Below are 26,968 nucleotides of genomic sequence, written 5' to 3' on the forward strand. Positions count from 1 at the left end.
CGGGGGGCACAGGGCCCCAGTGTCAGACGGCGCTGGAGCGGATGCGTGGGCGGACACGCAGGGCGCAGGCCAATGCCCACGCCACCAAGGCGGCAATGGGCGGCTCAGGCACCGCTGCGGGCGCAGCCAACGCGGTGACGATGCCGTTGCGCAGCACCAGCCCGCCCTCGGCGTCCAGCCCCGAGCCCAACCCCGGCTTGAGGGTGGCGAAGTCCGAGGCGCCGCCCGGGCCGGGCACCACATCAAGCCGCAGGTAGGCCAGCCCACCGCTGTCGGTGAGGCCCAACACGCCCAGGCTACCGATGACGTCGCCTTGCAGGTCGAACAAGTTGGCGTCAAGGCCGGCGTCAAAGGACAACGTTTCCAGGTCGCCCGCGTCCGAGAACAGGCCGGCGGGGCCGACGTTCTCGAGCAGCAGGTCCAGCGACGGTTCATAAAGGTTGACGCGGTGCTGCGTGTTCACGCCCACGATGAAGCCGGCAGCCATGGCCAAGCCGGTGTCGGCCGCAAAGCCCAGGGGCCGGCTGACCTGGGAGGTGCTGCCCACGGCGCCGTCGGTGCGCACCAGACGCAGGCGGCCGTCCGCGGTCGTGCCCAGCAGGCCGGTGCCGGCGCCGGCCGTGTTGACCTGGCCGAAGAGGGACTGGCCGCGCGGCAGGTCGAAGGCCAGCAGGTCGCTGCCCAGCGAGAACAGGCCCGGTGCCGAGGACACGCTGAACGACGGGGACAGCTGGGGGTCGAAGTAGGTCAGCCCGCCCGCTGAGTTGACGGCGACGACGAAGCCCAGGCTGCGGGCGATGCCGCCTCGGGCGGACAAGGCCAGCGGCCCGGTGCTGGCAGCGTCGGTGCTACCGTCGGCGCGGATGCGGTCGGTGGCCACCAGGGTCAGGCCGCCTTCGTCGCTCACACCCAGGACGCCCTGGCGCGCGACGCCCAGCGTAGGCGCGAACAGGTCGCCCGACTGCGTGGTGTGCGCGGCCAGGTGGCTGCCTTGCGCGATGCCGGTGGCGGCAATGCCGGGGGTGATGCGGCTCACGCGCAGGTCCACCGTGGTCAGCGTGGGGGCGGCGCTGGCGCCAAGGCTGGCGGCGCAGCAGCAGGCGGCCAGGGCCCGCCGGTACAGCGTCAGCAGGGAGGGGCGGGGCAGTGTGGGCATGGCAAGCGTTGCAGGAATCGAGCGGCAGACGATGTTGGCGGCGTGGCGTCTCAGCGGCGTCTCAGCCCGGCAGGGCCAGCCCCCAGGGCCTAGACTCGCGCCCCATGAATTCAGCGCACACCCTGGCGTTCATCGGCGGCGGCAACATGGCCGGCGCCATCCTTGGAGGCCTGCTGCGCGCGGGCCAGGTGCAGGCGGCAGATGTGCTCGTCGTCGAGCCCTATGCCCCGCAGCGCGACAAGCTGCGCGCCGACTTCGGCGTCGAGGCCCTGGCGGCGGGCGACGCCTCGCTGGCCCGCGCCGGCACCGTCATCTGGGCGGTGAAGCCGCAGCTGTTCACCGCGGCGGCCGAGCCGCTGCAGGCCTGGCTGGGCGGTGCGCTGCACCTGAGCGTGATGGCGGGCATCCCGTCGGCCTCACTGGTCAGGCTGACCGGCAGCGAGCGTGTGGTGCGCAGCATGCCCAACACGCCCGCCCTGGTGGGCAAGGGCATGACCGGGCTGTATGCACGCCCGGCGGTGTCGGCCGACGAACGCGCCGCGGTGGAGCGCCTGCTCAAGCCCACCGGCCAGACGCTGTGGGTGGATCGCGAGGACGACCTCGACGCCGTGACCGCGCTGTCCGGCTCGGGCCCGGCGTATTTCTTCTTCTTCGTTGAAGCCATGATGGCCGCGGCCGTGGACATGGGCCTGACGGCCGAGCAGGGCCGCCGCCTGGCGCTGGCCACCTGCGGCGGCGCGGCAGCCTTGGGGCTGGCCTCGCCCGAGTCGCCCACCACGCTGCGCGAACGCGTCACCAGCAAGGGCGGCACCACGCATGCGGCCATCACCTCGCTACAAGGCGACGGGGTGGACGCTGCAATCCGGCGCGCGGTGCGGGCGGCTCAACACCGCGCTGCGGAACTCGGCAAAGAGTTCGGCTGACACCGCGGGATGGGCATTGCCACGCGAGACAGCCTGCGCGACTGGCTGCGGGCACCCGGCTCGCTGAGCCGGCGCCTGGCGCGCCTGGGCCAGCGCTTCGAGGTGCAGGTGCTGCACCAGGGCGTGACGCCGTTTCGCGCGCTGGAGCGGGCCGCGTTGGGCCTGCCGCCGCGCGGGCTGACCGTGGTGCGCGAGGTGATTTTGCGGGTCGACGGCGAGCCGCTGGTGTGGGCGCGGTCGGCCCTGCACCAACGCGCCACCACCGGCCCCTGGCGGGCGCTGAAGGGTCTGGGCACGCGGCCGCTGGCCCACCTGCTGTACGACGACCCGCACATTCACCGCAGCGAGTTGCAGCCCCGCCGCCTGGCGCGCCAGGGTCACACCCGGCGCCATGCCGAGCGCCAGTGGGCCGAGGCCACGGGCACGGCCATGTCGTCGCAGATGCTGTGGTCCCGCCACTCGGTGTTCAGCCGGGGCGGTGCGCAGTTGCGCGTGATGGAGCTGTTCGCGCCAGAACTGGCCGGGCACCGCCCCGGCCGGCTGCGCCGCTGAGCGAAAACGCCACGCTGCCTGTCCGCGGGCTGTCTTTTTTCATGGTCGAGCGTTTTTCCTGAGTCATAAATTCGCTTCAAATCCATAAACGCCCATAAACTCTGATCCGTACCAGAGAGGCGTTAGTAGACCGGCCCTGCCATGCAGTGAAAAGAAGCCGGCGCAGTGACTGGGGCAGTGATGAACACGCGCGACGTGGTGATCTTCAGCGGCGAACGCTTTGTCGTTCCGCAGTGCATTCAACGAATCGACCACCTTTCCACCCACGGCTGGCAACTCCGCTACGGCGGCACCAAGCTTTTCTCGGACCACAGCCAAGACGGCTCCGGCGCCAAGCGCGCCCTGGCCCTGGCGACCAAGGAATTGCTCAAACGCATCGCGACGCTCCCGGCGCCCTCGCGCCTGCGCCGCACGCCCAGCCGCAAGAAGCAAAGCGACCTGCCCTCGGGCATTTCGGGCCCCATCGTGCGCCAGCGCGCGGGCAGCCGCGTGCGCGATTGCAGCTTCGCCGTGACGCTGCCGCGCTTTGGCGACACGCCGCTGGCCCGCAGCGTGTACATCGGCACCGAGAACACCTACACCATCGAGCGGTACCAGGAAGCCCTGGAACGCGCCGTGGCCCTGCGTGAGAAGGCCGAAGCCGCCTACCAACGCGCCGCCACCAAAGAGCGCCGCGCCCAGGCCCAGGCCTTGAAGGCTGAGATGAACGCCTTCCTGAAGGGTTGAACGCCCGGCGGGGGCGCCGGCCGGTGTGAAACCGGTTTGAACCTGCGCCCGCGCTGGTAGCGCACACAATCGGCGGCCCCGACCTCCTTGGTCGGGGCCGTTTTCATGTCTGCCGTGCACACCTTCATCACCCGCCTGCGTGTCTGGGGGCAGGCCTTGTGGCCCGTGCCCCAGCCGGTGAACGCCCGCGAGCGGGCCCGGGTGGCCTTGGGCGCGGTGCTGGGTCTGCTGTTGGCCGGCGGCCTGAGCCAAGCGGTGATGCCGCTGGGTGTGCCCTGGCTGGTGGCGCCGCTGGGCGCCAGCGCGGTGCTGGTGTTCGGTGTGCCGGCCAGCCCGCTGGCGCAGCCGTGGGCGGTGGTGGGAGGCAACAGCGTGTCGGCCCTGGTGGGGCTGGCGTGCATGCACGCCCTGCCGGGGCCCGCGCCGGTGGTGGCGGCGGTGGCGGTGGCTCTGGCCATCAGCGCGATGTTTGGGCTGCGCTGCCTGCACCCACCGGGCGGCGCTGCGGCCTTGCTGATGGTGCTGACCGGTGCCCACGACTGGCACCTGGCGCTCGCGCCCGTGGCGCTGAACTCGGTGCTGCTGGTGGCGGCGGGCATGGTCTACAACCCGCTCACCGGCCGGCGTTACCCGCACGGCCAGCAGCCGGCCTCGGCGGCGGTGTCGGCCGCATCGGCAGGCGCGCAGGTGGCGCCACCCCGGTTCAGCGATGCCGATCTGGACGCCGTGCTGGCCCGCTACAACCAGGTGTTGGACGTGCCACGCGACGACCTTGCACGTTTGCTGCACGAGGCCGAAATGGTGAGCTACCGGCGCCGCATGGGCAGCCTGCGCTGCCAGGACGTGATGAGCCAGCCCGTCATCACCGTGGAGTTCGGCACGCCGCTGGCCGAGGCCTGGGGGCTGCTGCAGCAGCACCGCATCAAGGCCCTGCCGGTGGTGGACCGCGTGCAGCGCATCGTGGGCATCGTGACCCGGGCCGATTTCCTTCGCGCCGCGGAATCGGCTCGGCACGAGGGCCTGGGCCAGCGCCTGCAGCAGCTGCTCAAGCCCGACCCGGCCAGCCATTCGAGCAAGCCCGAGGTGGTGGGGCAGATCATGACGCGCCAGGTGCGCGTGGCCAGTGCCGAGCGGGCGCTGGCGGAACTGGTGCCATTGTTCTCGGCCACCGGGCATCACCACATTCCCATCGTTGGCGAGCAGGCACGGCTCGTCGGCATCCTCACGCAATCTGACCTTGTGAAGGCCCTTGGCACCCATGGCTCTTGATGACCAACCACTCTTTCGCTGGGGCGTGATCGGCCCGGGCGGCATTGCCAACCGGTTTGCGGGCGCCCTGGCCGCCGTGCCCGGCGCGCGGCTGGCGGCGGTGTTCGCGCGCGACGCGGCCAAGGGCCAGGCCTACGCCCAGCAGTGGCAGCGCGCGGGCGAGGCACCCACGTGGGTGACGACGCAGCTGGCCGAGTTGCTGGCCAGCGCTGAGGTGGACGCGATCTACATCGCCACGCCGCATTCCCACCATGGCGACTACGTGCGCGCCGCGCTGGAGGCCGGCAAGCCCGTGCTGTGCGAGAAGCCGCTGGTGACCACCCGCGCCGAGGCACAAGCGCTGGTGGACCTGGCCCGCTCGCGCGGCGTGTTCCTGATGGAGGCGCTGTGGACGCGCTTTCTGCCGGCCTACGACCTGGCTGGCCGGCTGCTGCGCGAGGGCGCCATCGGCGAGCTGCGCGCCATGCAGTCCAGCTTCTGCTTCTCGGCCGCGTACGACCCGTCGCACCGCAACTGGAACCCCGCGCTGGCCGGCGGCTCGTTGTGGGACATCGGCATCTACAACCTGGCCGTCACGCGCTGGGTGCTGCAGCAGTTCCACGGCGGCGTGTGCCCGGAGCCCGAGCGCATCGAGGTGGCGGCCACGCTGGCGCCCACGGGGGTGGACGCGTCCGTCACGGCCACGCTGCACTTCCCGGGCGGCGTCACCTCGCAGTTCCGCTGCGGGTTCGACGCGTCGTCGCTGAACGCCTTCGAGGCCCAGGGCTCGACTGCGGCGCTGCGCTTCCCGGTGGACTTCTGGCAGGCCGAAGCCGTGGAGCGCGTGACGCGCAAAGCCCCGGTGGAGCGGCTGGAGGCGCCGTTCGCCGTCAACGGCTTCGAGGGCGAAATTGCCGAGGCGCAGGCCTGCATCCGCGCCGGGCAGCTGGAAAGCGCCCGCATGCCGCACGCCGAAACCCTGGCCCTGGCGGGCTGGATGGACGCGATTCGGGCGCAGTTTCCCGGCGGCGTGAACAAGGCCTGAGGCGCCGCCCGCAGGCGTCAGCCTTCACCCTCAGCCCGCGCTTCAGCCAGCGCCTTCTGCCCGCGCCTTCTGCCCGCACCTTCAGCGCACGTAGCGCCGTTCGATGCGGGTGATGCTGCCGTCGCGCAGCATCGCGGCCAGGCCGGCGTCCATGGCGGCTTGGGCGGCGGCCGCGCGCGGGCTGGCTTTGGCGAAGGCCATGTAGGTGGGCTCGGGGTTGAAGTGCTGCAGCGGCTGGCGCTCCAGCCGGTCGGCCAGACCGAGTTGCCGAATCTCCCAGGCGCCCACCAGCGCGGTCACCAGCACCACGTCGGCCCGCTGCTGCTCCACCAGCTGCACGGCCGCACCCACGTCGCGGGCATGTTCCAGCTGGCCGGCGGCCTGGTCCAGCACCACTTGCGGGTACAGATAGCCGGCGCTCAGCGCCAGGCGCAGGCCGTGCAGGTCGGCCAGCTTTTCCAGCTTCAGCCCGGCGCCGCGGCGCGTGTAGAAGTGGTAGCGCTTGCCGGCCCGGTAGCTGGTGCTGAAGCGCAGGAAGCGCTCGCGGTCGGCGCTGTGGTTCACGGTGGTGGTGAAGTCCGCCTGGCCGTGCTCCAGCATGAACAGCGCGCGCTTCCACGGCACCCACTGCAACTCCACCGCGCCGGTGTAGCCGCCGCGCCGCAGGGCTTCGCGGGCGATGTCCACGTCGATGCCTTCACCGCTGCTGTGGCCGGCCGGGTTCACCAGCGGCGGGTACACGGTGTTCACCAGCAGCAGGGGTGCGTCCTGCGCACCGCTGGCCGGGCTGGTGGGTTGCGCCCACGCACGGCCCAGCGTGGCCCCGGCCAGCGTGCCGGCCGCCTGCAGCCAACGGCGCCGGGTGTTCATCCGCGCAGCGCCAGGTCCAGCACCGTGCCGGCGAACACCGCAAACCCCACCCAGTGGTTGGCGCGGAAGGCCCGGAAGCAGCCCTCGCGGCTGCGGTCCCGGATCAAGGTGTAGTGCCACAGCGCCTGTGCGGCCGCCACGGCCACACCGCCCAGGTACCAGCGGCCCAGGCCCAGATGCAAGCCCAGCGCCGCCCACAGCGCCAGGTACAGCGCGTAGAAAGCCATGATGCCCGCCACATCCCAGCGCCCCAGCGCAATGGCGGAGGAGCGGATGCCGATCTTGAGGTCGTCGTCGCGGTCCACCATGGCGTACTCGGTGTCGTAGGCCAGCACCCAGAACAGGTTGGCCACCAGCAGCCCCCAGGCCGACCACGGCACCGAGCGCAGGTGCCATTCCATGCCGCCCTGCGCCGCGGCAAACGCCATCGGGATGCCGAACGAAAACGCCACGCCCAGCACCGCCTGCGGCATGGCCAGCACGCGCTTGGCAAACGGGTAGGCAATCGCCACGGCCAGCGCGGCAAAGCTCAGCAAGATGGCCGGCGGGTTGGTTGTCAGCACCAGGCCGAACGACACCAGCGCCAGCGCTGCGCCCAGCCCCAGCGCCTCCTTCACCGACACCGCGCCGGTGGTGACCGGCCGTGCGGCGGTGCGCTTCACATGGCGGTCGAAGTCGCGGTCGGCCACGTCGTTCACGCAGCAGCCGGCCGAGCGCATCAGCACCGTGCCCAGCGTGAACACCGCCAGCAAATGCCAGCCGGGGAAGCCGTCGGCCGCCATCCACAAGGCGGCCAGCGTGGGCCACAGCAGCAGCAGCCAGCCGGCCGGGCGGTCCCAGCGGATCAGCTGCAGGTAAAGCGAAAGCCGCGACGGCGCCGCGGCCACAGGAAGCGAGGTGGACATGGGGGCATTTTCACGCGCCCGGCGCTGGGCGGGTGGGCATAGTGGGCGGTGGTTTCCAACCCTTGATCACTCCGGAGGCATGCATGCAGATCTCGGCCCAGGTCCACAACACCGCCACCACCCACCAGGCCACCGTGGCCACGCAGGGGCGGGCGCAAACCGTGGCGGTGCCCGGCCGTGCGGGCGGTGGGTCGGGCCTCAACGGCGGCGAGCTGCTGATGCTGGCCCTGGCCACCTGCTACTGCAACGACCTCTACCGCGAAGCCGCGCGCCTGCAGATCGAACTGACCGCGGTGGAGGTCGAGGCGCAGGCCGAGTTCGACGGCATCGGCCTGGCCGCGCGTGACGTGCGCTACCGCGCCCGCATCCAGTCGCCCGATTCGGCCGAGCGCATCGAGCAGCTGCTGCGCGAAACCGACGCGGTGGCCGAGGTGCACAACACCTTGCGTCGTGGCGCGCCGGTGCACCGCCAGCCCTGGCCCGACGCCGGCTGACCGCCTGCCGCCTCCGTGATGCCCGCGCCACAGCGGGGCTTTGCGCCGTCGCCCTACATTGACCTGCCCCTCACTGCAGTTCCATCGCCTGACCGCCATGACCCACCCGCACGCCGCGCCGCTCACCTTCCCGCACGACTTCCCCGTCACCCGCAAATGGCCCGCCGCCCACCCGGACCGGCTGCAGCTGTACTCGCTGCCCACGCCCAACGGCGTGAAGGTGTCCATCGCGCTGGAGGAGCTGGGCCTGCCCTACGAAGCCCACGTGGTGAGCTTTGCAACGAACGACCAGCTCAGCCCCGAGTTCCTGTCGCTCAACCCGAACAACAAGATCCCCGCCATCCTCGACCCCAACGGCCCCGGCGGCCAGCCGCTGCCGCTGTTCGAGAGCGGCGCCATCCTGCTCTACCTGGCCGAGAAAACCGGCCGCCTGCTGCCGGCCGACACCGCCCGCCGGTACGAGGCGCTGCAGTGGCTGATGTTCCAGATGGGCGGCGTGGGGCCGATGTTTGGCCAGGTCGGCTTCTTCCACAAGTTCGCCGGCAAGGAGTTCGAGGACAAGCGCCCGCGCGACCGCTACGTGGCCGAGGCCCGCCGCCTGCTGGGCGTGCTGAACCGCCACCTGCACGGCAAGACCTGGCTGGTGGGCGACGACTACACCGTGGCCGACATCGCCACCTGGCCCTGGGTGAACAACCTCATCGGCTTCTACGGCGCCGCTGACCTGGTGGGCTATGCCGAGTTCACCGAGGTGCAGCGCGTGCTGCAAGCCTTCCTCGCGCGGCCGGCCGTGCAGCGGGGCTTGGCGGTGCCGGCGGGCTGACCCTCACTGCAAGCCCGTCATCCCCCGCGCCTTGGCCAATGCATCGGCCACGATGTGCGCCGCGGTGGCGCACAGGGCCGGCGTGTGGTCGGCCATCACCTGCATGCGCAGCCGGGCGCTGTTCAGTGACACCGCGGGGTACTCCACCAGGTTGGCCAGCAGGCCGGCGGCGCCCATTTCGCGGCAGGCCACGCGGGCCAGGGCGTCGGGGCCCAGCATCACCGGCACGATGGGCGAGGGTTGGCCCAGCACCTCGATGCCGTGCGTGCCCAGCGCGCTGCGCAGCGCCAGGATGGCCTGCATCAGCCGGTCGCGGCGGGCGGCGCCTTCGTCGCTGCGCACCAGCCGCAGGCAGGCGCGCACCACGGCCACCTGCACCGGCGAGAGCGCGTTGGAGAAGGTGTTGGGTGCGGCGTAGAAGCGCAGGTACTCCTTGATCGCCCGGTCATGGCAGGCCACGAAGCCGCCGTTGGACGCGAAGGTTTTGGAAAACGAGCCCATCACCAGGTCCACCTGGCCCAGCAGCCCCTGCAGCTCCAGCTGGCCGCCGCCGCTGGCGCCCAGGCTGCCCAGGTCGTGTGCCACGTCCGCCAGCAGCAGGGCGCCGTGCGCGCGGGCCAAGGCCTGCAGGCGGGCGAGGTCGGGCGCGTCGGCGTCCATCGAGAAGCAGCCCTCGGTCACCACCAGGATGCCGTTGTGCGGGTCGCGGCGGCGCACGCGTTGGAGCAGGCGCTCGACATGGTTCACGTCCAGGTGGCGGTGCAGGTGGATGTGGGGCGTGGCGGCCTTCGCGCCTTCGTGCAGGCAGTTGTGGGCCAGCTGGTCGATGATGACGTGGTCGGTCTCGCGCACCAGGCCCTTGATGGCGCCAAAGCCCGCGGCCCAGCCGGTGGGGAACAGCAGCACCTCGGGCATGCGCAGGTGCTCGCCCAGTTCGGCTTCCAGCGCGGTGGTTTCTTCCACGTTGCCGGCCAGCGCGGTGGAGCCCGCGCTGTGCACGCCGTAGCGGTCCATGGCCATCAGCGCCGCGGCGCACACCTGGGGGTGGCGGGCCAGCGAGAGGTACTCCTGCGACGAGAAATTCAGCCCCGCGTGGCGTTGGCCGTCCAGCAGCGTAAGTTCTGCCGTGGCGCCGGGGCGCCCGCCCAGCCGCTTGCCGTACGGGAACACGCCGTGCTGCGTGCGGTGCTGGGCCCAGGCGTGAAAGGCCTGCGCCTTGGCGGCGAGGTCGGTGCCGGGCTGGGTCAGGAAGTCGAACGAGGAGCCGCGCAGCTCGGCGCCGAGGCCCGGGGTTGGCGGCTCGGTGGTGACGGGCGCGGGGGCGTTCTCGGTGGTGGGGCGGTCCAGCAGGTCGTCCATGTGCACTCCTCAAGCCATGACGTGCAGAGGGGCGCACTGTGCGGACGAACACCGCCCCTGACATCCGCACTTTTGGCGAGTGCGGTGGGGCGTCAGGGGCGGCGAGGTTCAAGCGGACGCAGGGTCCACCCGCGTCAGACCCACCAGGACGAGCCGTAGTGGTCGTACACCTTGCGGCCGTAGTCGTCGGTGTAGGTCGGGGTGTCGTTCAAGGCGTAGCGCGGGGCGTTTTCCAGCTGCTCCTTGCTCAGGTGCACGACATAGCCGTCCTTGCTGGTGTCGTACTTGAGCTGGTCCCACGGCAGGGGGTAGCGGTCGCTGCCCAGGCCCAGGAAGCCGCCGAACTCCAGCGCGGCGTAGCGCACGCGGCCGCTGTGCTTGTCGATGAGCAGGTCATCGATGGAGCCGAGCTTGTCGCCGCTGGGGCTGTAGACGTTGGTGCCTTCGACCTTGGACGACGAGATGGTGGAACTGATGGAAGCCATGCGGAATCTCCTGAAGTGGCAACACGGGGACGCGGCGGCCCGAACTGGCCGCGGCGTGGGTGCGTGAGCACCGTGCAGTCACTGTGCGACCGGCGCGCGGGGCGGCGGGTCGGTCGTGGAGGCGATGGGCTGTAGGAGGAGACCGGGCCCGGCCTGTCAGTGCCGGGCCCCCAAGTCAGGGTCGCTGAGCGCGGGCGCGCAGCACCACGAACATCAGGCCTGCAGCGAACAGGGCGTAAGTCTCGGGTTCAGGAATGGGTGCCAGCAGTTCGGAGCTCTTGATGGTTTCTGTCGTGACCGAGCTGACGTTCTGCACCACGTCGCGTGCGTTGTAGTTGCCCGACTCCAGGCTCAGGCTGAAGCTGCTCAGGTTGACGGCACTGTCGGCCCAGGTGGCCACTTCGATCGTGGTGGAACCGGCGGCCAGACTCAGAGATTGCCAGGCCGAACTCCAGAACGTGCTGCTGGGTGTGTCGACGCTTTGGTTGGTCTGCAGGGCCGTCCAGGTGCCGCTGCCAGCGGTGCGCAGGAAGAACGAGGGCAGGGCCGGCACCGCATTGCCAAAGGGTGAGCTGATCGGTACATAGCTGCCGCTGGTGTTCAGAGACAGCCAGCCGCTCTGGAATTGAGATGCGGTCACGGTCGCACTGAAGGTGATGAACTCTGGGTTCGCCGTGTTGCCCGTCAGGCTCTGCTTCAGCGAAAACTGGTCGTACGTGGCGAAGTGATCCGTGGTGGTCGTCGTCGTGGTGCTGACCTCCACCCACTGCGCCAGGCCGGCCGTGGTGGCGGTGGGCGCCACGACCACGCGCTTCACCAGCTGCGACACCGTCGAGGTGCTGGTGTCCGGCAGGCCCAACATGGACTCGACGGCTCGAGACGCCTGGACCGAGGCCGGGCCGTCCAGGGCCACGCCGCTGGAGGTCCAGGCGCCGGGCGTGACCACCACCACGGGCGGGGTGACAGCGGCGTGGGCGGGTGCCACGGGGGCCAGGGCGGCAAGGCCGAGGGCGGTTGCAAACACGAGGTTCAAGCGCATGGACATTCCTCCGGTGGACCGTTGTGGGTTCTCGAACGTCACATCCGCTGTAGCGGACTTCGTGCCAGCTTGAACAGCACCCCCGCAAGCGCGGGGTGTTGGGCGGGGTTTGCAGGGCGTCAGCGCGTTAGCGGCGCGCGGCGAGGTGCGGTTGGGCTCGGGCGGACGGGGGCGTGGGGCCGTGCTGTCGCACCGCAAGGCACAGGCGTTGTGCACACGCCGCCCCGCTGCGGTGCACGGTGGCGTGCCGCAAGGCGGTGCGCACAGGCGAAAAAAAGCCCGTGGGGGTGCCACGGGCTGCGGGTGCGCAAGCGGCGCGGAGGCCGCCGCGATGGGTCAGAACGGAATGTCGTCGTCCATGTCGTCGAAGCCGGTCGACGCCTTGGGGGCCGGCGCCGGGGCGCGCTGGGGTGCCGGGCGCGGGGCGGCCGGGCGGGCGGCTGCGCGGGGGGCGCCGCCGCCGAAGTCGTCACCGCCGCCGCCACGGCTGTAGCCACCGCCGCCACCGCCCATGTCGTCGCCACCGCCGGCGCCGTCACGGCCGCCCAGCAGCTGCATGGTGTCGGCAATGATTTCGGTGGTGTAGGTGTCGCGGCCTTCCTTGTCTTGCCACTTGCGGGTCTTCAGGCGGCCTTCGATGTAGACCGGGCGGCCCTTCTTCAGGTATTCGCCGGCAATTTCAGCCAACCGGTCGTTCATGACGACGCGGTGCCATTCGGTTTCTTCCTGGCGCTCGCCGGACTCGCGGTTCTTCCAGTTGCGGGTGGTGGCCACGCTCAGCGTGCACCAGGCACCGCCGTTGGGGTTGTAGCGCAGCTCGGGGTCGCGGCCCAGGTTGCCGATGAGGATGACTTTGTTGACGCTGGCCATGGCTCGTCCGAATTCGATGGGGAAGGGGTGGAATTATGCCGGGCAGGCCCTCCCTGCCCTGTCAGCAACACCCCGCAGACCGCATCCCGCACCCCGGGAGCCGCACTTCGTCTCCCCCGCCCCCGGGCGGGCCGGGGGCGTCCCTAAGATGAAGCCATGAACCCCGTCACCCCGCCCGCCGCCCCCCGCCCTGGCAACCGCCGGCTGTGGCTGGCCTATGCCGGCTGCTGCGTGCTGGCGTGGTGCCTGTTTGTGCTGGCGGGCAGCGAGTTCGACCGGGGCCTGGACCCGTTCTGGCTGGCCGTGTACCAGGCCACCACCATGCTGTGGGCGCCCATGGTGCTCGGCATGGCGGTGTGGCCGGTGGCGCGGTGGCTGCATGCAGCACCCATTGGCCTGGCGCCGGTGGCGCTGGCCCACACCGGGGCGGCGCTCGCGTTTGCCGGGCTGTGGCAGGGCGGCGAGTTCGCGGTCAACACCGTGCTGTTCGGGGGCGACCACGCCGGCGCGGTGCTGCTGGCCGGGCTGCTGTGGCGCTCGGTGTGGGGCGTGGTGGTGTACGCCGCCATCGCCACCGCGTTCACGGCAGTGCTGCAGGCGCGCTCGGCGCGGGCCGCGGCCATCCACGCGGCGCAGGCCGAGAGCGCGCTGGCCAAGGCCGAGTTGTCGGCCATCAGCGGCAAGCTCAACCCGCACTTCCTGTTCAACACGCTGAACGTGCTGATCGCCCTGACCCGCAAAGACCCCGCCCGGGCCGAGTCAGCGCTGATGCAGTTCGCCACCATGCTGCGCTACGTGCTGGACAGCAAGCGCGGCGCCGAAGACCGGGTGCTGCTGACCGACGAGCTCGACTTCCTGCGCGACTACCTGGCGCTCGAGGCGCTGCGGCTGGGCCCGCGCCTGCGCGTGGAGTGGGCCGTGGAAGAGCGCGTGCTGGCGGACGAGCTGCCACCGCTGACGCTGCAGCCGCTGGTGGAAAACGCCATCCTGCACGCGGTGGCGCTTCGCAAGGGCGGCGGCACTGTCACCATCAGCGGCCGCCGCAACCTCACCAACCAGGGGCTGGAGCTGACCGTGGCCGACGACGGCCCGGGCTGCGAGCCCGAGGCGCTGCTACCCCAGCCCGGCCAGCGCCGCGGCGTGGGCCTGGCTGCGCTGCAAAAGCGCTTTGCGCTGGACTTCAACGGCCAGGCCCGCATGCACATCCACACCGCCCCCGGCGCGGGCTTTCGCGTCGACCTTTTCATTCCGCAGCCATGAACACGATCACCACGGTCTTGATTGCCGAAGACGAACCCCTGGCCGCCGAGGCGCTGGCCGACTGGGTGAAAGACACGCCGGGGCTGCGCCTCGTGGCGGTGTGCGAAGACGGCGACGACGCGCTGGCGCAAATCCGCGCGCTGCAGCCCGCGCTGGTGCTGACCGACATCCAGATGCCCGGCCTCACCGGCCTGCAGGTGGCCCAGGCGCTGCAAGGGCACGACTGGGGCGCGGGCCAGCCGCCGCGCATCATCTTCACCACCGCGTACGACCAGCACGCCCTCACCGCGTTCGAGCTGCACGCGGTGGACTACCTGCTCAAGCCCTTCTCGCGCGAGCGCTTCGACGAAGCGATTGCCCATGCGCTGCGCGACGTGGCGCCTGCCGGGGCGGACCTGGCACCCGTGGGTCAGATGGCGCAGCTGGCCGAAGTGGCCGCCACGCTGGCCGCGCCGGCGCACGCGCCGCTCACCCGGCTGCTGGTGCGCGACCAGGGCAAGATCTTCCCGCTGCAGGTGGACGCCATCGAGTGCCTGCGGTCCGACAACAAATACACCGCCATCACCAGCAAGGGCCGCAGCTACCTGGTGCGCCTGCCGATTGCCGATTTCGAAGCCAAGCTGGACCCCACCCGCTTCCTGCGCGTGCAGCGCGGCTGCATCGTGAACCTGGACTGCGTGGACAGCCTGACCCCGGACGAAAACTCTCAGCTGGTGGTGCAGCTGCGCGACGGCACGCGCATCACCGCCAACCGCGAGGTGTCCAAGATGTTGAGGGAGCAATCGCTGTGAACACCTGGCCCCCCCTGATGGCGCTGGCCGCCGGCTTGAGCGCGGCGCTGGCCCACGCGCAGCCGGCGCCTCCAGCGCCTGTGACACCCGTGACGCCGGTGTCGCCCGTCACGCCGCCCGGCGCCGCCACCCCGCCCGCGCCGGTGGTGCCCCCCGCCGCCGTGCGCGCGCTGCCGCCCTTGCCGCCGCTGCCACCCGAGCCCGGCCGCACCTACGCCCCCGGCCCGTTCGACCGGCTGGAGCTGGCTGGCGCCGCCCGCGTCATCGTCGTGCAGGGCGAGCGTGACCAGGCCTTCGTGGCCGGTGACGCCGAGGTGCAAAAGGGCGTGGACGTGGTGCTGAACGACCGCCAGCTCGTCATCCGCCCGGCCGGCGGCTGGAAGTTCTGGAGCAACCAGAAGCTCTTCGTGCACGTGGAAATGCGCGAGCTGCGCCAGCTGTCTGTCTCTGGCGCCAGCGACGTGCACGCCCCCGGCCCGCTGCGCACCGATCAGCTCAAGCTCAGCATCAGCGGCGCCGGGGTGGCGCGGCTGGACCAGCTGCAGGCCCGCCAGCTCAGCTTCTCCATCTCCGGCGCGGGCGACGGCCAGCTCGGTGGCCGCGTGGACGAGCTGACGCTGCAAATCTCCGGCAAGGGCAAGGTGGTGGCCGACCGGCTGCAAGCCCAGCGCGCGCGCGTCAGCGTCAGCGGCATCGGCAACGTGGTGCTGTGGGTGATGGACGACCTCAACGCCCACATCTCCGGCATCGGTTCGGTGGACTATTTCGGCAGCCCCCAGGTGCAGCGCTCGGTGTCGGGCATGGGGAATATCAACGCCCGCGGCGAGAAGAAACCTTCCGTGGACAGCCGCTGACCGCTGCCTAAACTCCGCGCCACATTGCAGGGAGATCGTGCATGGTGGCGTGGAAGAAGGCCGTGTTGGGCCTGGTGGGTGCGGCGGCCGTGGTCGGCGGCGGCTGGTGGGCGGCACAAAAGATGGGCCAGCCCGGCTTGCCCAGCAGTGCCGAGGTCGGCGGCGATCAGGCCGCGTTTGCGCTGCAGGACTGCAAGCCCCGCCTGTTCGACGGCTCGCCCGCCATCGCGCTGAGCTTCACGCAGCCGCTGGACAGCAAGCAAGACTTCGGCGCCCTCATCACCGCGCAGGAAGGCGCGGCGCCCAGCACCGACGACGGCGGCAAGAAAACCCCGCCTGCCGACAACACCTTCAAGCCCGTGGCCGCCCGCTTCGTGCTGGGCGACAACCCGCGCGTGCTGTACCTGCCCTTCGTCACGCCGGACCGCAGCTTCAAGTTCGCCTTCAAGCCCGAACTGGCCGCCCGCGCCGGCGCCAAGCTGGCCACGGCGCAGGCCTGCGACGCCTTCAGCGAGGCCATGCCCGACAGCTACTACTTCGCCAGCCGCGGCCTGGTGCTGCCGGCCGGCCAGAACGGCGGCCTGCCGGTGGTGACCGTCAACACGCCCGAGGTGGACGTGCAGTTCCTGCGCGTGCGGCCCGAGTCCCTGCCTGCCTTCATGGAGCAGGTGGGTGGCCGGCGCGAGCGCCAGGTCAACTCCGGTGAGGAAGACGGCGAAGGCGGTTACTACTACGACGGCTGGGGCGACAACCAGCGCCGCCTGAAGGGCACCGTGGGCGGCTGGGTGCTGGACGAACTGCGCGCCATGAGCGACAGCGTCTACCTCGGCCGCTTCACGACCGACGCGCGCGCCAACCGCCGCAACGTCAGCTTCCTGCCGGTGGAGAACATCAAGGAGCTGCAGGAGCCCGGCATCTACGTGGCCATCATGAACCAGCCCGGCCGCTTCGGCTGGGACTATCAAGTCACGCACTACTACGTGACAGACATCGGCCTGCACCTGCGCCGCTTCAACTCGGGTTCCAGCGCGCAGATCGACGTCTTCACCACCTCGCTCAAGAGCGGCGGCGCACTGTCGGGCATCGAACTGAGCCTCGTGGACGAAGGCGGCAAGGCCATTGGCCAGGCGCAGACCGACGGCGACGGCCACGCCGTGTTCACCGGCAAGCTGGACAAGGCCCGCGCCGTGCTGGCCCGCCGCGGCAACAAGGAGATGTCCATCCTCAGCCTGCGCGACGCCGCGCTGGACCTGAGCGAGTTCGAGGCCACCGGCCACCCCTCGCGCAGCAACAAGCTCTTCGTCTACGCCGGGCGTGACCTGTACCGCCCGGGCGAGAGCTTCCCGCTCTCGGTGCTGGCGCGTGATGCCGATGGCAAGCCTTTCCCCAAGCCCTTGCCCGTGACGATCACGGTCAAGAAGCCCGACGGCAGCAAGCTCGTCGAGCAGCTGGTGCAGCCCGGCAAAACCGGCACGGCCTACTACCAACACACCATCACCCTGCCGGCCGATGCCCCCACCGGCGGCTGGACGGTGCAGGCCCGCATCGACCCTGCTGCCAAGACCCCCGACGCCCAATGGGCCTTCAAGGTGGAAGAGTTCCTGCCCGAGCGCATGAAGCTGGCGCTGACCGCCCCTGAAGGCGTGCTCACCGGCGAAGGCGGCCTCACCGTGCAGGCCCAGGGCGACTACCTTTATGGCGCCCCCGCCGCCGGCAACCGGCTGCAGGGCAGTGCGTACTCCGAGCGCCTGCTGATGCCGCTGCCGGCCAAGCTGCCCGGCTTCATCTTTGGCGACCTGGCCGACGACAAGGCCAAGAACCGCCAGGACCTGGAAGAGCAGGAGCTGGACGCCGATGGCAAGGCCGGCATGGACATCAAGACCGCCTTCGGCGACCGCAAGAGCCCGATGAAGATCCGGGCCGCCTTCAGCCTGCTGGAAAGCGGCGGCCGCCCGGTGGTGCGCACGCTGGAGCGCAGCTGGTGGCCGGCGCCGGTGCTGGTCGGCGCCCGCCCGCTGTTCGACCGCAACGTAGCCCCCGAAGGCGGCCTGGCCGAGTTCGAGCTTGCCCGTGTGGATGCGGCCGGCAACTTCAAGCCTGCGAAGGAAGTGCAGCTCAAGCTCATCTACGAAGAGCGCCAGTGGTACTGGCGTTATGACGACGGCCGCGGCTGGCACTCGGGCTTCAACACCACCGAGGAGCTGATCGAAGCCCGCACGCTGGCGCTGAAAGAACGCACCAAGGTTGCCCTGCCCGTGCGCTGGGGCCGCTACCGCCTGGAGGTGATGGACCCCGACACGGGCCTGGCCCTGCGCTACGGCTTCTACGCCGGCTACGGCGCGCAAGACGCCGACGACATCGGCAACCGCCCGGACCGCGTGCAACTGAAGCTGCAAGGCGCCCCCTACAAGCCGGGCGACGTGGCCAAGCTCGCCATCAAGCCCCCGCACGACGGCGAAGCCGTGGTGACGGTGGAAGGCGACCGCGTGCTGTGGACCAAGCGCATCGGCGTGAAGGCCAGCGGCACCGATCTGGACATCCCGGTGGACGCCGCCTGGGCGCGGCACGACCTCTACGTCACGGTCGCTGCCTTCCGCCCCGGCAGCCAGGGCGACAAGGTCACCCCGGCCCGCGCGCTGGGCCTGGTGCACCTGCCGCTGAACCGTGAAGACCGCAAGGCCAAGGTGGCCCTCACCGTGCCAGCCAAGACGCAGCCGTCCGTGCCGCTGCCCATCACCGTCAAGGCGCCGTCGCTGGCGGGCAAGCCGGCCATCGTCACGGTCAGCGCCGTGGACGTGGGCATCCTGAACATCACCAACTACAAGACGCCCGACCCGCAGGACTACTTCTTCGGCAAGCACCGCTACGGCGCCGACATGCTGGACCTCTACGGCCGCCTCATCGAGAAGATGGACGGCAACATGGCCAAGCAACGCTTCGGCGGCGACGCCGGCAAGCGCGACTCCCAAAGCATGCCGCGCAAGGTGCTGCTGGTGGACCTGTTCAGCGGCCCCGTGCAGCTCGACGCCAAGGGTGAAGCCACGGTCAACCTCAAGCTGCCCGACTTCAACGGCACGCTGCGCGTGATGGCCGTGGTCAGCAGTGCAGACAGTTATGGCTCAGCCCAGGCTGAGACGGTTGTCGCCGCCCCGCTGGTGGCCGAGCTGAACATGCCGCGCTTCGTGGCCCCCGGCGACAAGGCCACCATCGCGCTGGACGTCACCAACCTCAGCGGCGCGCCGCAAGAGGTGAAGGTGGCCGTCACCGCCAGCGGCCCGGTCAAGATCACCGGCGCGGCCGACACGGTCAAGCTCGCCGACAAGCAGCGCCAGATCCTGCGCTTCCAGGCCGAGGCGCTGGACGCCTGGGGCCTGGCGCCCATCCAGGTGAAGGTGAGCGCCGGGGCCCTGAGCCTCACGCGCGAAGCCGCACTGCAGGTGCAGCCCGTGACGCCGCTGGTGCGCGAGAGCCGCCGCATCCGCCTGGAGGCGGGCGCCACGCAAGCGCTGGACAAGACCCTGCTGGACGCTTTCTGGGCCGGCTCGGCGGGCGTCACGCTCAGCGTGTCCAACACCCCGCCCATCGACATCAAGGACCAGGTGCAAGGCCTCTTGATGTACCCCTACGGCTGCCTGGAGCAAACCACCTCCAGCGCCTACCCGCTGGTGTTCATCGACGACGAAGCCGCCAAGCGCTGGGGCCTCAAGCCCGTGCCGCGTGAAGAACGCGCCAAGCGGCTGGACGGCGCCTTCGCCCGCCTGGCCAGCATGCAGCAGCCCAAGGGTGGCTACGGCCTGTGGGCGGCCAGCAGCCCCTACGAAGCCTGGCTGAGCGCCTACGTCACCGGCTTCCTGCAGGACGCGCGCGACGCCGGCTTTGCCGTGCCCGAGGCGCAACTCAAGCGCTCCATGGACGGCCTGCTGGAGCAGTTCCAGCGCGCCCCGTCGCAGCAAACCACGCCGGCCAAAGACCCCAAGCGCGACGACAAGGGCCGCATCGCCAACTGGCAAGACGCCGAGGCCCTGCGCCTGGCCCACCAGCGCTTCGCCGAGGCCGCGCATGGCGGCTACATCCTGGCCCGCGAAAAGCAGGCGCCGCTGGCCACGCTGCGCACGCTGCACGACCAGTACCGCAGCCATGCGCTGTCGCCCCTGCCCCTCGTCCACCTCGGCCTGGCGCTGAAGCTCATGGGTGACGAAGCCCGCGCCAAAGTGGCGTTTGACGACGCCATGGCCCGCGGCTACGGCTACCAGCCGGACGACCCCAACAACACCTGGTGGGGCCAGTGGCTGGGCGACTACGGCAGCAAGGTGCGCGACCGCGCGCTGGCCTACGCGCTGCTGTTGCGCCACAAGGTGGCGCACGACAAGCGCGAGAACCTGCTGTTCGACCTGTCGGAAGACTTCCAAAAGCGCAACTACTACTCCACGCAAGAGCGCCTGGCCCTGTTCCTCGCCGTGCAGGCCGCCACCAACGGCACCGCCAAGGACGACACCTGGAAAACCTCGCTGACGGTCGGCGCCAAGGCCGACGCCTGGACCGGCACCGGCGTGGGCCAGCAGAGCTTGGTGCTCGCCCAGCTCAAGTCCGGCGTGGCGCTGAAGAACGAAGGCGGCTCACCGCTGTACGTGGACGTGGCCGCCCAGGGCTACCCGGTCAAGCCGCTGCCCCCCAGCAGCGACCGCATCTCGGTGGAGCGCGCCATGTTCACGACCGACGGCAAACCGGTCACAGCTCGCCAGTTCACGACGGGCGAGATGTTCATCGTCCGCCTGCGCGTGAAGGCCAGCCAGAGCATCAAGGACGGCCTGGTGGTGGACCGCATCCCCGCCGGTTTCGAGATCGAGAACCTGAACCTCAGCCAAGGCCCCAAGGCCGGCGAGTTCACGGTGGACGGCATCAACATCGCCCAAGCCAACGCCAACGAACGCATCACCCACATGGAGTACCGCGACGACCGGTTTGTGGCGGCTGCGGCGTTGGGGCAGACGTTGGATGTGTTCTACCTGGTGCGTGCGGTGACGCCGGGCCGGTATGTGGTGCCGGCCACCTTTGCCGAGGACATGTATCGGCCGGAGGTGCGGGGCATCGGCAAGGCGGAAGGCGAGATCACGGTGGTGGATAAGAAGTGAGCGGGGATATGCACGCCATCGCCAGCTCAGCACCTCGCTACTAGCATCAATGAAATGGGGGACGCGCCCATATGGGGTGATTCATGACGGCAATCGAGGCCCTATTGATAGCGCGGATGAAGAAACTGGTACCCCAGTACGTTGCCAAGGCGGTCGGCTATTTCTGGGCTGAGGACTTGTTATTTGAGGCCTGAACCAAAATTTGGGACGCCACCGATTTTTAGGATTGTCAAAAAAAGCTAGCGGAAGGGAGAAAATATGGCCAAGGTAAATCTGGATGCGCTCATTCAGCGCGAAGATTTCGAAGTCGAAGAGGTAATTAATTCTGGAAAGAAGAAGGAAACCATATCCATTGAGGATATTCGCTCGGATTCCTTCTTTTTCTCAAACCTTCGTAAGCCAGATTTTCAGCGGGAAACCAATGAATGGGATGGGGCGAAAGTCGCCGAACTCATCAGATCCTTTATTGCGGGCGACCTCATACCCGCTGTAATTCTTTGGCGCAGCACTGGCGGCTATTTGTTTGTGATTGACGGAAGTCACCGCCTGAGCGCATTGGCTGCCTGGGTCAATGACGACTATGGTGACAATGCAGCATCCAAACTTTTTTATGATGGCATCCTGCCGGACGAACAACTCGCTATCGCTCAGGAAACGCGTAAACAGGTCGAGAAGCTAGTTGGAAGCTACAAAGACTACAAGCTGGCCTTAACACACCCTGATAAGGTAAAGCCAGAAATTGTCCGAAACGCAAAAAATCTAGGAGCGCTAGCGATTCAGTTGCAGTGGGTTGAAGGCGACGCACGAAAAGCGGAGAGCTCATTCTTCAAGATCAATCAGCAAGCAGCACCCATCGACAAGACGGAGCTTAAATTGCTGGAAGACCGCCGGCGGCCGAATAGCATCGCAGCTCGCGCCATCATCCGAAGCGGAAAGGGACACAAGTATTGGTCATTGTTCAGCGAGGAACAGCAGTCTCTCATCCAGGACTTGGCATCGGAAATTAATAACATTCTATTTTCTCCGCGGCTCCAAACGCCCATAAAGACTCTTGACCTGCCGATTGCCGGCAAGTTGTATTCCGCGCAGACGTTGCCTCTGATCGTAGATATGATCAGTATTGTGGTGCCTCCGGGCGATGGGGCAGATGACACGACCGGCGAAAAGACGGTGGCTGTCCTAAAAAGCGTGCGTCGTGTGGCCTACCTGCTAAATAGCAACCACGCATCCTCTTTGGGACTACATCCCGCGGTCTATTTCTATTCGCAAGAAGGGCGTCACAAAACAGCTTCCTTCTTGGCTCTGACCGACCTTGTAGCTCGCCTTGTTAAGCACGGCAAAATCAATGACTTCGTCAAAGTCAGGAAGCCGTTTGAAGCCTTTCTGCTGGAATATGATTATTTAATTCAGCAAATCAATAGAAAATACAGAACCGCGCAGGCTAGCTATCCGCACATATCCGAATTTCTCGAGGCCGTCATAGATGGAATGTCGAGCAACTCGGATAGCCAAGCAATTTTGGGAAGAATTCTCTTGCTTCCGGAATTCGGCCACCTAAGCCTTCAACGCCCAGCAAACAAGCGAGGACAGGCGGGAAAAAAGTTCGATTCCGATGCAAAAAGCGCTGTGTATCTGAGGGAAGTTCTGAAGACTGCTCCCGTATGCAAAATATGCGATGGCTACATACACCGAAATTCAATATCAATCGATCACGTAGAACGCCGCAGCGCTGGCGGATCTTCAGGCGCTGAGAATGGACAACTCACGCACCCCTACTGCAACACCGGGTTTAAAGCATAAGTACGCGCGCCGTAACCAGTCTCACAGCAACAGGTTCAGCCCGGTAGGTTGGGATGAACGCAGTGAACCCCAACGACTCCGCGCAACGCATGTTGGGGTTCGCGTGGCTGACCACCCACCTGCGGCGGAAATGCAGCGCCAAGCTCCAATTCCTGTGTGGCCTGCTTCATCAAGCGCGCTGCCACGCCCCGCCGAGTCCTGCGAACCATGAACCCCACCCTTTGCTTCCGCACGGCCGCCGTACTGCTCACCTTGGGCGGCGCGCTGACTGCCTCAGCGGCGCCCCTGCCCGCGCCCGCCCGCGCCGAAGTCGACGCGCTGCTAACCCGCCTCCAAACCTCCGGCTGCGAGTTCAACCGCAACGGCAGCTGGTACGCCGGCGCCGAGGCCAAGGCGCATCTGTTGAAGAAGCTCGACTACCTCGAAGGCAAAGACATGGTCAGCAGCGCTGAGCAGTTCATCGAGCGCGGCGCCACGGCCAGCAGCACCAGCGGCAAGGCCTACCTCGTGCGCTGTGCGGGCCAGGCGCCGGTGGAGAGCGCGGCGTGGCTGAAGGCGCAGTTGCAGCAGGTGCGTGCGGGGCGCGCAGCCTCGGCGCCGCGTTGAGCGTTGGAGCGCCCGCGTGTGGCCTTGTGGCGTTTGTCAGGCCCCGGCGTTGAGGCTGATCACCACCCGGAGGTCCGAGCCATTGGCTTCGAACCCCGAGCCGTGCTTGAGCCAGGACGGGAACAGCACCAGGTCGCCCGGCACGAGCTTGAACTTGGCCATCTCCATGTTGAACTCGGTGGGGCGGGCCGCCTCGATGAAGCCGAGCAGCGGGTTGGGGTTTTCGAAGTGCAGCTTGCTGCTGGCCTCGTCGCTGGCAATGCACAGCGCGGCCGACACGCGCGAGTCGGGGTGGGTGTGATGCCGCAGCACGCTGCCCGGACGCTGAATGTTGAACCACGAGTTGGACAAGCGGGCACCGTCCAGCCCCAGTTCGCGCGCATAGGCGTCCATCAGCTGCGCCAGGCCTTGCGTGAGCCCTTGCAGGTTGGCATGCGTGGCTTCCAGCGCTTCCAGAAAGTGCGCGTCTTTGTCGAAGGTCGACTGCGCATCCCCCAGCAGCGCGCCGTGCCGCCCAGCCTCCGCCTGCAGGCAGTGGGTGAGGATGGTGTCGAGCTGCGGCGGCGTCAGCACCTCGCTGTAGCGGTGCACGAGGGTGGGGAACAGTTTCCAGGCTTGCTTTTGCATGGGGGGCAGGGCGGGCGGCGCTGCGGCAATTCTGCAGGCGCCGGGGCCGACGCTCGTTGCAACAGGCCGGGCCGGCGAAAGGGCGCGCCATGAGCGGCTGGTGGGGCCGGCTGCAGGTGGCTGCTGCGGCGCTGTGCCTGCCACTGTGGGCCAGCGCCGCCGCGCAGCCGGCTGACGTTCAGCAGTACCTGAGCGACCGCCGCGCCGCCCAGCGCACGGTGGCGCGGGCGTTTGCCGCGGCGGTGCAGCAAGGGCGCGACTGCGCCGCCAAATCAGCCGCCCCGGTCGCACTGACGGCCCCGGGCGCATGCGGCGCGGGGGTGGATGAGGCGATGGCGCCCGTGCTGGCGCTGGACCGCACCCGGCAAGCCGCGTTGTTCTCATCACTCCGCGCGATGCTGGGCGTGCAACCCTGGCCGGGTTGCGAGGCCGAGCCGGTGCTGAACGCCGAGACCCTGATGCCCGAGCTGGGCTTTGGCATGTTGGACGGCCTGCGTTACCGCTGCGGGCCGGCGGCGGACGATGCGGTGGTGCACACCCACCGGCGCCTGCTGGACGCCTGGCGGGCGGAGCCGCCGGCGAGCGGCGAGCCGCCCTTGCCGCGCGCCCGGGCCGCAGCGCTGGCCCACCCGCGCTTCTACGGCCGCGCGTTGGATGCCGGCGCGGCGTTCGAGGTGTTCCAGCCCTTGCCCGTGGCCGCGCCGCCCGGGGCGTCGGCCGCGGTGGCGCTGCTGGGGCTGTGGGCGCAAGACGTGGCCCCGGTGCCGCCGTCGTCGGTGGTGGCCACGTTGCTGCAGGGCGACCGCGTGCTGCTGGTGCGCCTGGCGTTGGCCGAGCCTTTGCCCGAGATGCCCGCCTGCCGTGCGGTGTTCCTGCACCGCGAGCGCCAGAGCGAGAACTCTGCCTTCGCGGCCTACATGCGCTGCTACACCCAAGCCCTGGCCGGCCGCCCCGAGCTGGCCGCCGTGGTGGCCCAGGCCCAGGCGCGCTTGAACGCCCTGGCCGCTGCCGCGCCCTGACCTCCTGCCCCATGCCCCTGCCTGCCTCCCGTTGGCGCCGCTTTGAGCTCTCGCTCGCCGCCGTCCTGCTGCTCATCCTGGCGCTGGACTTCGCCTTCCCCCTGCCCACGCCCGCCAGCAACTCCCCCACGCTGACCGTGCTGGCCGCTGACGGCACGCCGCTGCGCGCCTGGCCGGGCGACGACGGGGCGCAGCGCCACCCGACCACGCCCGAGGCCGTGTCGCCGCACTACCTGCAGGCGCTGCTGCATTACGAAGACCGCTGGTTTTACGTGCACCCCGGCGTGAACCCCGTGGCCCTGGCGCGCGCCGCCTGGCAGTGGGTGCGGCATGGGCGCATCGTGTCCGGCGGCTCCACGCTCACCATGCAGGTGGCCCGCTTGGTGGACGAGCGCGCCGCCGGCCGCAGCGTGCCGGCCAAGCTGCGCCAGATCGTGCGCGCGCTGCAGCTGGAGCTGCACCTGAGCAAGCACGAGATCCTGGCGCTCTACCTCAACCTTGCGCCCATGGGCGGCCCGCTGGAGGGCGTGGAAACGGCCAGCCGCGCCTATCTCGGCAAAGGCGCGGCGGACCTGTCTCAGGCCGAGGCCGCGCTGCTGGTGGCGCTGCCGCAGTCGCCCACCCGGCTGCGGCCCGATCGCGCCGTGGCCTCGGCCCAGGCCGCGCGCGACAAGGTGCTCACCCGCATGCAGACGCAAGGCGTGTGGACCGCCGCCGAGGTGGCCGACGCCAAGCTGGAGCGCGTGTTCGCCCCGCCGCTGCGCGCCCGCTGGCTGGCGCCGCTGGCCGCCGAGCGCCTGCGCCAGGAAGCCCGCCGGCAAGGCAAGACCGAGGCCGTCATCCAAAGCACGCTGGACGCCGGCCTGCAAGCCCGGCTGGAGCAGCTGCTGACCGACCGCCTGAACAGCCTGCCCGAGGCCGTGTCCATGGCCGCGCTGGTGGTGGACAACCGCACGCTGGACGTGCGCGGCTACGTGGGCTCGGCCGACTTCACCGACGCCCGCCGCGGCGCGCATGTGGACATGGTGCGCGCCAAGCGCTCGCCGGGCTCCACGCTCAAGCCGTTTCTCTACGCCATGGCGCTGGACGAAGGCCTCATCCATTCCGAAAGCCTGCTCATCGACGCGCCGCAGAACTTCGGCGGCTACGCGCCGGGCAACTTCCAGGCGGATTTTTCCGGCCCGGTCAGCGTGAGCGAAGCGCTGCAACGCTCGCTCAACGTGCCCGCCGTGGACCTGCTGGACCGCCTGGGCCCGGAGCGCTTTGCCGGCCGGCTGCGCAACGCGGGTGTGAAGCTGCGCATGCCGGCCAACGCGGCGCCCAACCTCAGCCTGATCCTGGGCGGCGGCAGCACCACGCTGGAAGAGCTGGTGGGCGCGTACACGGCACTGGCTCGCGGCGGCCTGGCCGCGCGGCCGCACCTCACGCCGGGCGCACCGCTGCAGGAGACGCGGCTGATGAGCGAAGGCGCCGCCTTCATCGTGCGCGAGATCCTGGAAAACGGCGGCCGCCCGGGCAACCCGTTCCGTGAAAGCGGCCAGCGCGTGGCCTGGAAAACGGGCACGAGCTTCGGCTTTCGGGACGCCTGGGCGCTGGGCGTGACCGACCGCTACACCTTCGGCGTGTGGATCGGCCGGCCCGACGGCACGCCCAACCCCGGCCACTTCGGCGCCAACTCGGCCGCGCCGCTGCTGCGCGACCTGGCCGCGGCGCTGGGCCCCGATGGCATGTCGAATCAAGCCCGCCAGCAACTCGGCCCCCGCCGCAAGCCCGACAACGTGGCCGCCGTGCCCATCTGCTGGCCGCAGGGCCAGGCCGAGGCCGCCACCGAGCCGGGCCTGTGCCTGCAACGCCGCACCGCCTGGACGCTGGACGGCGCCGTGCCCCCCACGCTGCCCGACCGGCTTCGCCCCACGCCCTTGGCCGAACCCGTGTGGGTGAAGGCCGGCCAGCGCGTGCAACCCGGCTGCGCGCCCGACGCCGAACGCGTGGACGCCGTGCGCTGGCCCGCGCTGCTCGGCCCGTTTCTGGACGCCGAACAGCGCCACCCCATGGAACGCCTGCCCTGGCGCGCCGACTGCGCGCCGCGCGAGCCGGTGGCGAACCGCCTGCGCGTGGTGGGCCTGGAGCCCGGCACCATGCTGCGCCCCGCGCCGGGGCAGGCCGAGGTGACGCTGCGCCTGCAGGCCATCGGCGCGCAGCAAGGCGCCACCTGGCTGCTGGACGGGCAATGGATGGCCGCCAGCGATACCGCGGCGGCCGCGCAAACCCTGCACGTCAGTCGCCCCGGCCCGCACCGCCTCACGGTGATGGACGGTCTGGGCCGCTGGGCGCGGGTGGAGTTTCAGGTGGCGAACTAGCGCGGCGGCAGCGGCCGTGGCGCC

Annotated in this window: 23 protein-coding genes; 15 read left to right on the plus strand and 8 right to left on the minus strand. The window is 69.5% G+C overall.

The window, feature by feature from the left end; genetic code table 11:
- Positions 1 to 22 precede the first annotated feature (22 nt).
- Entirely contained in the window at positions 23 to 1,156 is a 1,134-nt protein-coding gene (locus tag ACG01O_RS11460; RefSeq protein WP_394384623.1) for a hypothetical protein, read from the minus strand.
- Between the two features lie 104 nt (positions 1,157 to 1,260).
- On the opposite strand from ACG01O_RS11460, the gene proC reads away from it, so the two are divergent.
- The 5 genes from proC to ACG01O_RS11485 all read left to right on the plus strand — a co-directional run bounded on the left by proC (position 1,261) and on the right by ACG01O_RS11485 (position 5,650).
- Positions 1,261 to 2,079 (plus strand): pyrroline-5-carboxylate reductase, encoded by an 819-nt coding sequence (gene proC / locus ACG01O_RS11465; RefSeq protein WP_394384625.1) that lies wholly within the window; start codon positions 1,261 to 1,263, stop codon positions 2,077 to 2,079.
- 9 nt (positions 2,080 to 2,088) lie between these two features.
- Positions 2,089 to 2,631 carry a chorismate--pyruvate lyase family protein gene (locus ACG01O_RS11470; protein WP_394384627.1) on the plus strand — a complete coding sequence of 181 codons (543 nt, stop codon included), beginning with the start codon at positions 2,089 to 2,091 and terminating at the stop codon, positions 2,629 to 2,631.
- Between the two features lie 180 nt (positions 2,632 to 2,811).
- Positions 2,812 to 3,357, plus strand: coding sequence for a hypothetical protein (locus tag ACG01O_RS11475; RefSeq protein ID WP_394384629.1), 546 nt, complete (start codon positions 2,812 to 2,814; stop codon positions 3,355 to 3,357).
- A gap of 105 nt (positions 3,358 to 3,462) precedes the next feature.
- Positions 3,463 to 4,626, plus strand: a complete 1,164-nt coding sequence (locus ACG01O_RS11480; RefSeq protein WP_394384631.1) for an HPP family protein — start codon at positions 3,463 to 3,465, stop codon at positions 4,624 to 4,626.
- On the plus strand, positions 4,616 to 5,650 hold the full coding sequence (locus ACG01O_RS11485) for a Gfo/Idh/MocA family protein (RefSeq protein WP_394384633.1): 1,035 nt from the start codon (positions 4,616 to 4,618) through the stop codon (positions 5,648 to 5,650). Before ACG01O_RS11480 ends, ACG01O_RS11485 begins: the two co-directional genes overlap by 11 nt.
- Positions 5,651 to 5,731: 81 nt before the next feature.
- Here ACG01O_RS11485 and ACG01O_RS11490 read toward each other — a convergent pair whose 3' ends face one another.
- Positions 5,732 to 6,520, minus strand: a complete 789-nt coding sequence (locus ACG01O_RS11490) for a substrate-binding periplasmic protein (RefSeq protein WP_394384635.1) — start codon at positions 6,518 to 6,520, stop codon at positions 5,732 to 5,734.
- Positions 6,517 to 7,425, minus strand: a complete 909-nt coding sequence (gene ubiA, locus ACG01O_RS11495; protein WP_394384636.1) for a 4-hydroxybenzoate octaprenyltransferase — start codon at positions 7,423 to 7,425, stop codon at positions 6,517 to 6,519. The genes ACG01O_RS11490 and ubiA overlap by 4 nt, the downstream gene beginning before the upstream one ends.
- 83 nt (positions 7,426 to 7,508) lie before the next feature.
- Here ubiA and ACG01O_RS11500 point away from each other — a divergent pair, with 83 nt between their 5' ends.
- Together ACG01O_RS11500 and ACG01O_RS11505 are read left to right on the plus strand one after the other, a co-directional pair.
- Entirely contained in the window at positions 7,509 to 7,919 is a 411-nt protein-coding gene (locus ACG01O_RS11500) for an OsmC family protein (protein WP_394384638.1), read from the plus strand.
- A gap of 97 nt (positions 7,920 to 8,016) precedes the next feature.
- Positions 8,017 to 8,742: a glutathione S-transferase N-terminal domain-containing protein gene (locus ACG01O_RS11505; protein WP_394384640.1), complete on the plus strand. Its 726-nt coding sequence runs from the start codon at positions 8,017 to 8,019 to the stop codon at positions 8,740 to 8,742.
- Between the two features lie 3 nt (positions 8,743 to 8,745).
- Here the strand turns inward: ACG01O_RS11505 and ACG01O_RS11510 are convergent, their stop codons facing one another.
- The 4 genes from ACG01O_RS11510 to ssb form a co-directional block, all read right to left on the minus strand.
- Positions 8,746 to 10,101, minus strand: coding sequence for an aminotransferase class I/II-fold pyridoxal phosphate-dependent enzyme (locus ACG01O_RS11510; RefSeq protein WP_394384642.1), 1,356 nt, complete (start codon positions 10,099 to 10,101; stop codon positions 8,746 to 8,748).
- 134 nt (positions 10,102 to 10,235) lie between these two features.
- A complete protein-coding gene (locus ACG01O_RS11515) occupies positions 10,236 to 10,586 on the minus strand; it encodes a PRC-barrel domain-containing protein (RefSeq protein WP_394384644.1) in 351 nt (116 codons plus the stop codon).
- A gap of 175 nt (positions 10,587 to 10,761) precedes the next feature.
- Complete coding sequence (locus ACG01O_RS11520) at positions 10,762 to 11,625, minus strand: PEP-CTERM sorting domain-containing protein (RefSeq protein ID WP_394384646.1); 864 nt, start codon at positions 11,623 to 11,625, stop codon at positions 10,762 to 10,764.
- Positions 11,626 to 11,961: 336 nt separating this feature from the next.
- Positions 11,962 to 12,495: a single-stranded DNA-binding protein gene (gene ssb, locus ACG01O_RS11525; RefSeq protein ID WP_394384648.1), complete on the minus strand. Its 534-nt coding sequence runs from the start codon at positions 12,493 to 12,495 to the stop codon at positions 11,962 to 11,964.
- Positions 12,496 to 12,651: 156 nt separating this feature from the next.
- On the opposite strand from ssb, the gene ACG01O_RS11530 reads away from it, so the two are divergent.
- The 6 genes from ACG01O_RS11530 (at position 12,652) to ACG01O_RS11555 (ending at position 22,938) form a co-directional block, all read left to right on the plus strand.
- Positions 12,652 to 13,755: a sensor histidine kinase gene (locus tag ACG01O_RS11530; protein ID WP_394384650.1), complete on the plus strand. Its 1,104-nt coding sequence runs from the start codon at positions 12,652 to 12,654 to the stop codon at positions 13,753 to 13,755.
- A complete protein-coding gene (locus ACG01O_RS11535; RefSeq protein WP_394384652.1) occupies positions 13,752 to 14,546 on the plus strand; it encodes a LytR/AlgR family response regulator transcription factor in 795 nt (264 codons plus the stop codon). The genes ACG01O_RS11530 and ACG01O_RS11535 overlap by 4 nt, the downstream gene beginning before the upstream one ends.
- Positions 14,543 to 15,400 carry a head GIN domain-containing protein gene (locus tag ACG01O_RS11540; RefSeq protein ID WP_394384654.1) on the plus strand — a complete coding sequence of 286 codons (858 nt, stop codon included), beginning with the start codon at positions 14,543 to 14,545 and terminating at the stop codon, positions 15,398 to 15,400. The genes ACG01O_RS11535 and ACG01O_RS11540 overlap by 4 nt, the downstream gene beginning before the upstream one ends.
- A gap of 41 nt (positions 15,401 to 15,441) precedes the next feature.
- Complete coding sequence (locus tag ACG01O_RS11545; protein ID WP_394384656.1) at positions 15,442 to 20,532, plus strand: alpha-2-macroglobulin family protein; 5,091 nt, start codon at positions 15,442 to 15,444, stop codon at positions 20,530 to 20,532.
- A gap of 258 nt (positions 20,533 to 20,790) precedes the next feature.
- Positions 20,791 to 22,332, plus strand: a complete 1,542-nt coding sequence (locus ACG01O_RS11550) for a GmrSD restriction endonuclease domain-containing protein (protein ID WP_394384658.1) — start codon at positions 20,791 to 20,793, stop codon at positions 22,330 to 22,332.
- Between the two features lie 207 nt (positions 22,333 to 22,539).
- The gene (locus ACG01O_RS11555) at positions 22,540 to 22,938 is read left to right on the plus strand and encodes a YfeK family protein (RefSeq protein WP_394384660.1); all 399 of its coding nucleotides are present in this window, start codon (positions 22,540 to 22,542) and stop codon (positions 22,936 to 22,938) included.
- 36 nt (positions 22,939 to 22,974) lie between these two features.
- On the opposite strand, the gene ACG01O_RS11560 is transcribed toward ACG01O_RS11555, so the two are convergent.
- Entirely contained in the window at positions 22,975 to 23,565 is a 591-nt protein-coding gene (locus tag ACG01O_RS11560; RefSeq protein WP_394384662.1) for a putative 2OG-Fe(II) oxygenase, read from the minus strand.
- A gap of 89 nt (positions 23,566 to 23,654) precedes the next feature.
- Here ACG01O_RS11560 and ACG01O_RS11565 point away from each other — a divergent pair, with 89 nt between their 5' ends.
- Complete coding sequence (locus ACG01O_RS11565; protein ID WP_394384663.1) at positions 23,655 to 24,584, plus strand: hypothetical protein; 930 nt, start codon at positions 23,655 to 23,657, stop codon at positions 24,582 to 24,584.
- An 11-nt stretch (positions 24,585 to 24,595) separates the two neighbouring features.
- The gene (gene pbpC / locus ACG01O_RS11570) at positions 24,596 to 26,944 is read left to right on the plus strand and encodes a penicillin-binding protein 1C (protein WP_394384665.1); all 2,349 of its coding nucleotides are present in this window, start codon (positions 24,596 to 24,598) and stop codon (positions 26,942 to 26,944) included.
- Positions 26,945 to 26,968: the final 24 nt, after the last annotated feature.

The sequence above is a fragment of the Pelomonas baiyunensis genome (assembly GCF_043555935.1).
GTDB classification, from domain to species: domain Bacteria; phylum Pseudomonadota; class Gammaproteobacteria; order Burkholderiales; family Burkholderiaceae_C; genus Pelomonas; species Pelomonas baiyunensis.

What these genes read in the sequence shown, in the direction of transcription:
- pbpC (WP_394384665.1), top strand. Translation starts at nt 24,596, where the DNA reads ATGCCCCTGCCTGCCTCCCGTTGGCGCCGCTTTGAGCTCTCGCTCGCC.
- ACG01O_RS11520 (WP_394384646.1), bottom strand. Translation starts at nt 11,625, where the DNA reads ATGCGCTTGAACCTCGTGTTTGCAACCGCCCTCGGCCTTGCCGCCCTG.
- ACG01O_RS11460 (WP_394384623.1), bottom strand. Translation starts at nt 1,156, where the DNA reads ATGCCCACACTGCCCCGCCCCTCCCTGCTGACGCTGTACCGGCGGGCC.
- ACG01O_RS11510 (WP_394384642.1), bottom strand. Translation starts at nt 10,101, where the DNA reads ATGGACGACCTGCTGGACCGCCCCACCACCGAGAACGCCCCCGCGCCC.
- ubiA (WP_394384636.1), bottom strand. Translation starts at nt 7,425, where the DNA reads ATGTCCACCTCGCTTCCTGTGGCCGCGGCGCCGTCGCGGCTTTCGCTT.
- ACG01O_RS11530 (WP_394384650.1), top strand. Translation starts at nt 12,652, where the DNA reads ATGAACCCCGTCACCCCGCCCGCCGCCCCCCGCCCTGGCAACCGCCGG.
- ACG01O_RS11490 (WP_394384635.1), bottom strand. Translation starts at nt 6,520, where the DNA reads ATGAACACCCGGCGCCGTTGGCTGCAGGCGGCCGGCACGCTGGCCGGG.
- ACG01O_RS11480 (WP_394384631.1), top strand. Translation starts at nt 3,463, where the DNA reads ATGTCTGCCGTGCACACCTTCATCACCCGCCTGCGTGTCTGGGGGCAG.
- ACG01O_RS11475 (WP_394384629.1), top strand. Translation starts at nt 2,812, where the DNA reads ATGAACACGCGCGACGTGGTGATCTTCAGCGGCGAACGCTTTGTCGTT.
- ACG01O_RS11550 (WP_394384658.1), top strand. Translation starts at nt 20,791, where the DNA reads ATGGCCAAGGTAAATCTGGATGCGCTCATTCAGCGCGAAGATTTCGAA.
- ACG01O_RS11470 (WP_394384627.1), top strand. Translation starts at nt 2,089, where the DNA reads ATGGGCATTGCCACGCGAGACAGCCTGCGCGACTGGCTGCGGGCACCC.
- proC (WP_394384625.1), top strand. Translation starts at nt 1,261, where the DNA reads ATGAATTCAGCGCACACCCTGGCGTTCATCGGCGGCGGCAACATGGCC.
- ACG01O_RS11565 (WP_394384663.1), top strand. Translation starts at nt 23,655, where the DNA reads ATGAGCGGCTGGTGGGGCCGGCTGCAGGTGGCTGCTGCGGCGCTGTGC.
- ACG01O_RS11535 (WP_394384652.1), top strand. Translation starts at nt 13,752, where the DNA reads ATGAACACGATCACCACGGTCTTGATTGCCGAAGACGAACCCCTGGCC.
- ACG01O_RS11555 (WP_394384660.1), top strand. Translation starts at nt 22,540, where the DNA reads ATGAACCCCACCCTTTGCTTCCGCACGGCCGCCGTACTGCTCACCTTG.
- ACG01O_RS11560 (WP_394384662.1), bottom strand. Translation starts at nt 23,565, where the DNA reads ATGCAAAAGCAAGCCTGGAAACTGTTCCCCACCCTCGTGCACCGCTAC.
- ACG01O_RS11500 (WP_394384638.1), top strand. Translation starts at nt 7,509, where the DNA reads ATGCAGATCTCGGCCCAGGTCCACAACACCGCCACCACCCACCAGGCC.
- ACG01O_RS11545 (WP_394384656.1), top strand. Translation starts at nt 15,442, where the DNA reads ATGGTGGCGTGGAAGAAGGCCGTGTTGGGCCTGGTGGGTGCGGCGGCC.
- ssb (WP_394384648.1), bottom strand. Translation starts at nt 12,495, where the DNA reads ATGGCCAGCGTCAACAAAGTCATCCTCATCGGCAACCTGGGCCGCGAC.
- ACG01O_RS11485 (WP_394384633.1), top strand. Translation starts at nt 4,616, where the DNA reads ATGGCTCTTGATGACCAACCACTCTTTCGCTGGGGCGTGATCGGCCCG.
- ACG01O_RS11505 (WP_394384640.1), top strand. Translation starts at nt 8,017, where the DNA reads ATGACCCACCCGCACGCCGCGCCGCTCACCTTCCCGCACGACTTCCCC.
- ACG01O_RS11515 (WP_394384644.1), bottom strand. Translation starts at nt 10,586, where the DNA reads ATGGCTTCCATCAGTTCCACCATCTCGTCGTCCAAGGTCGAAGGCACC.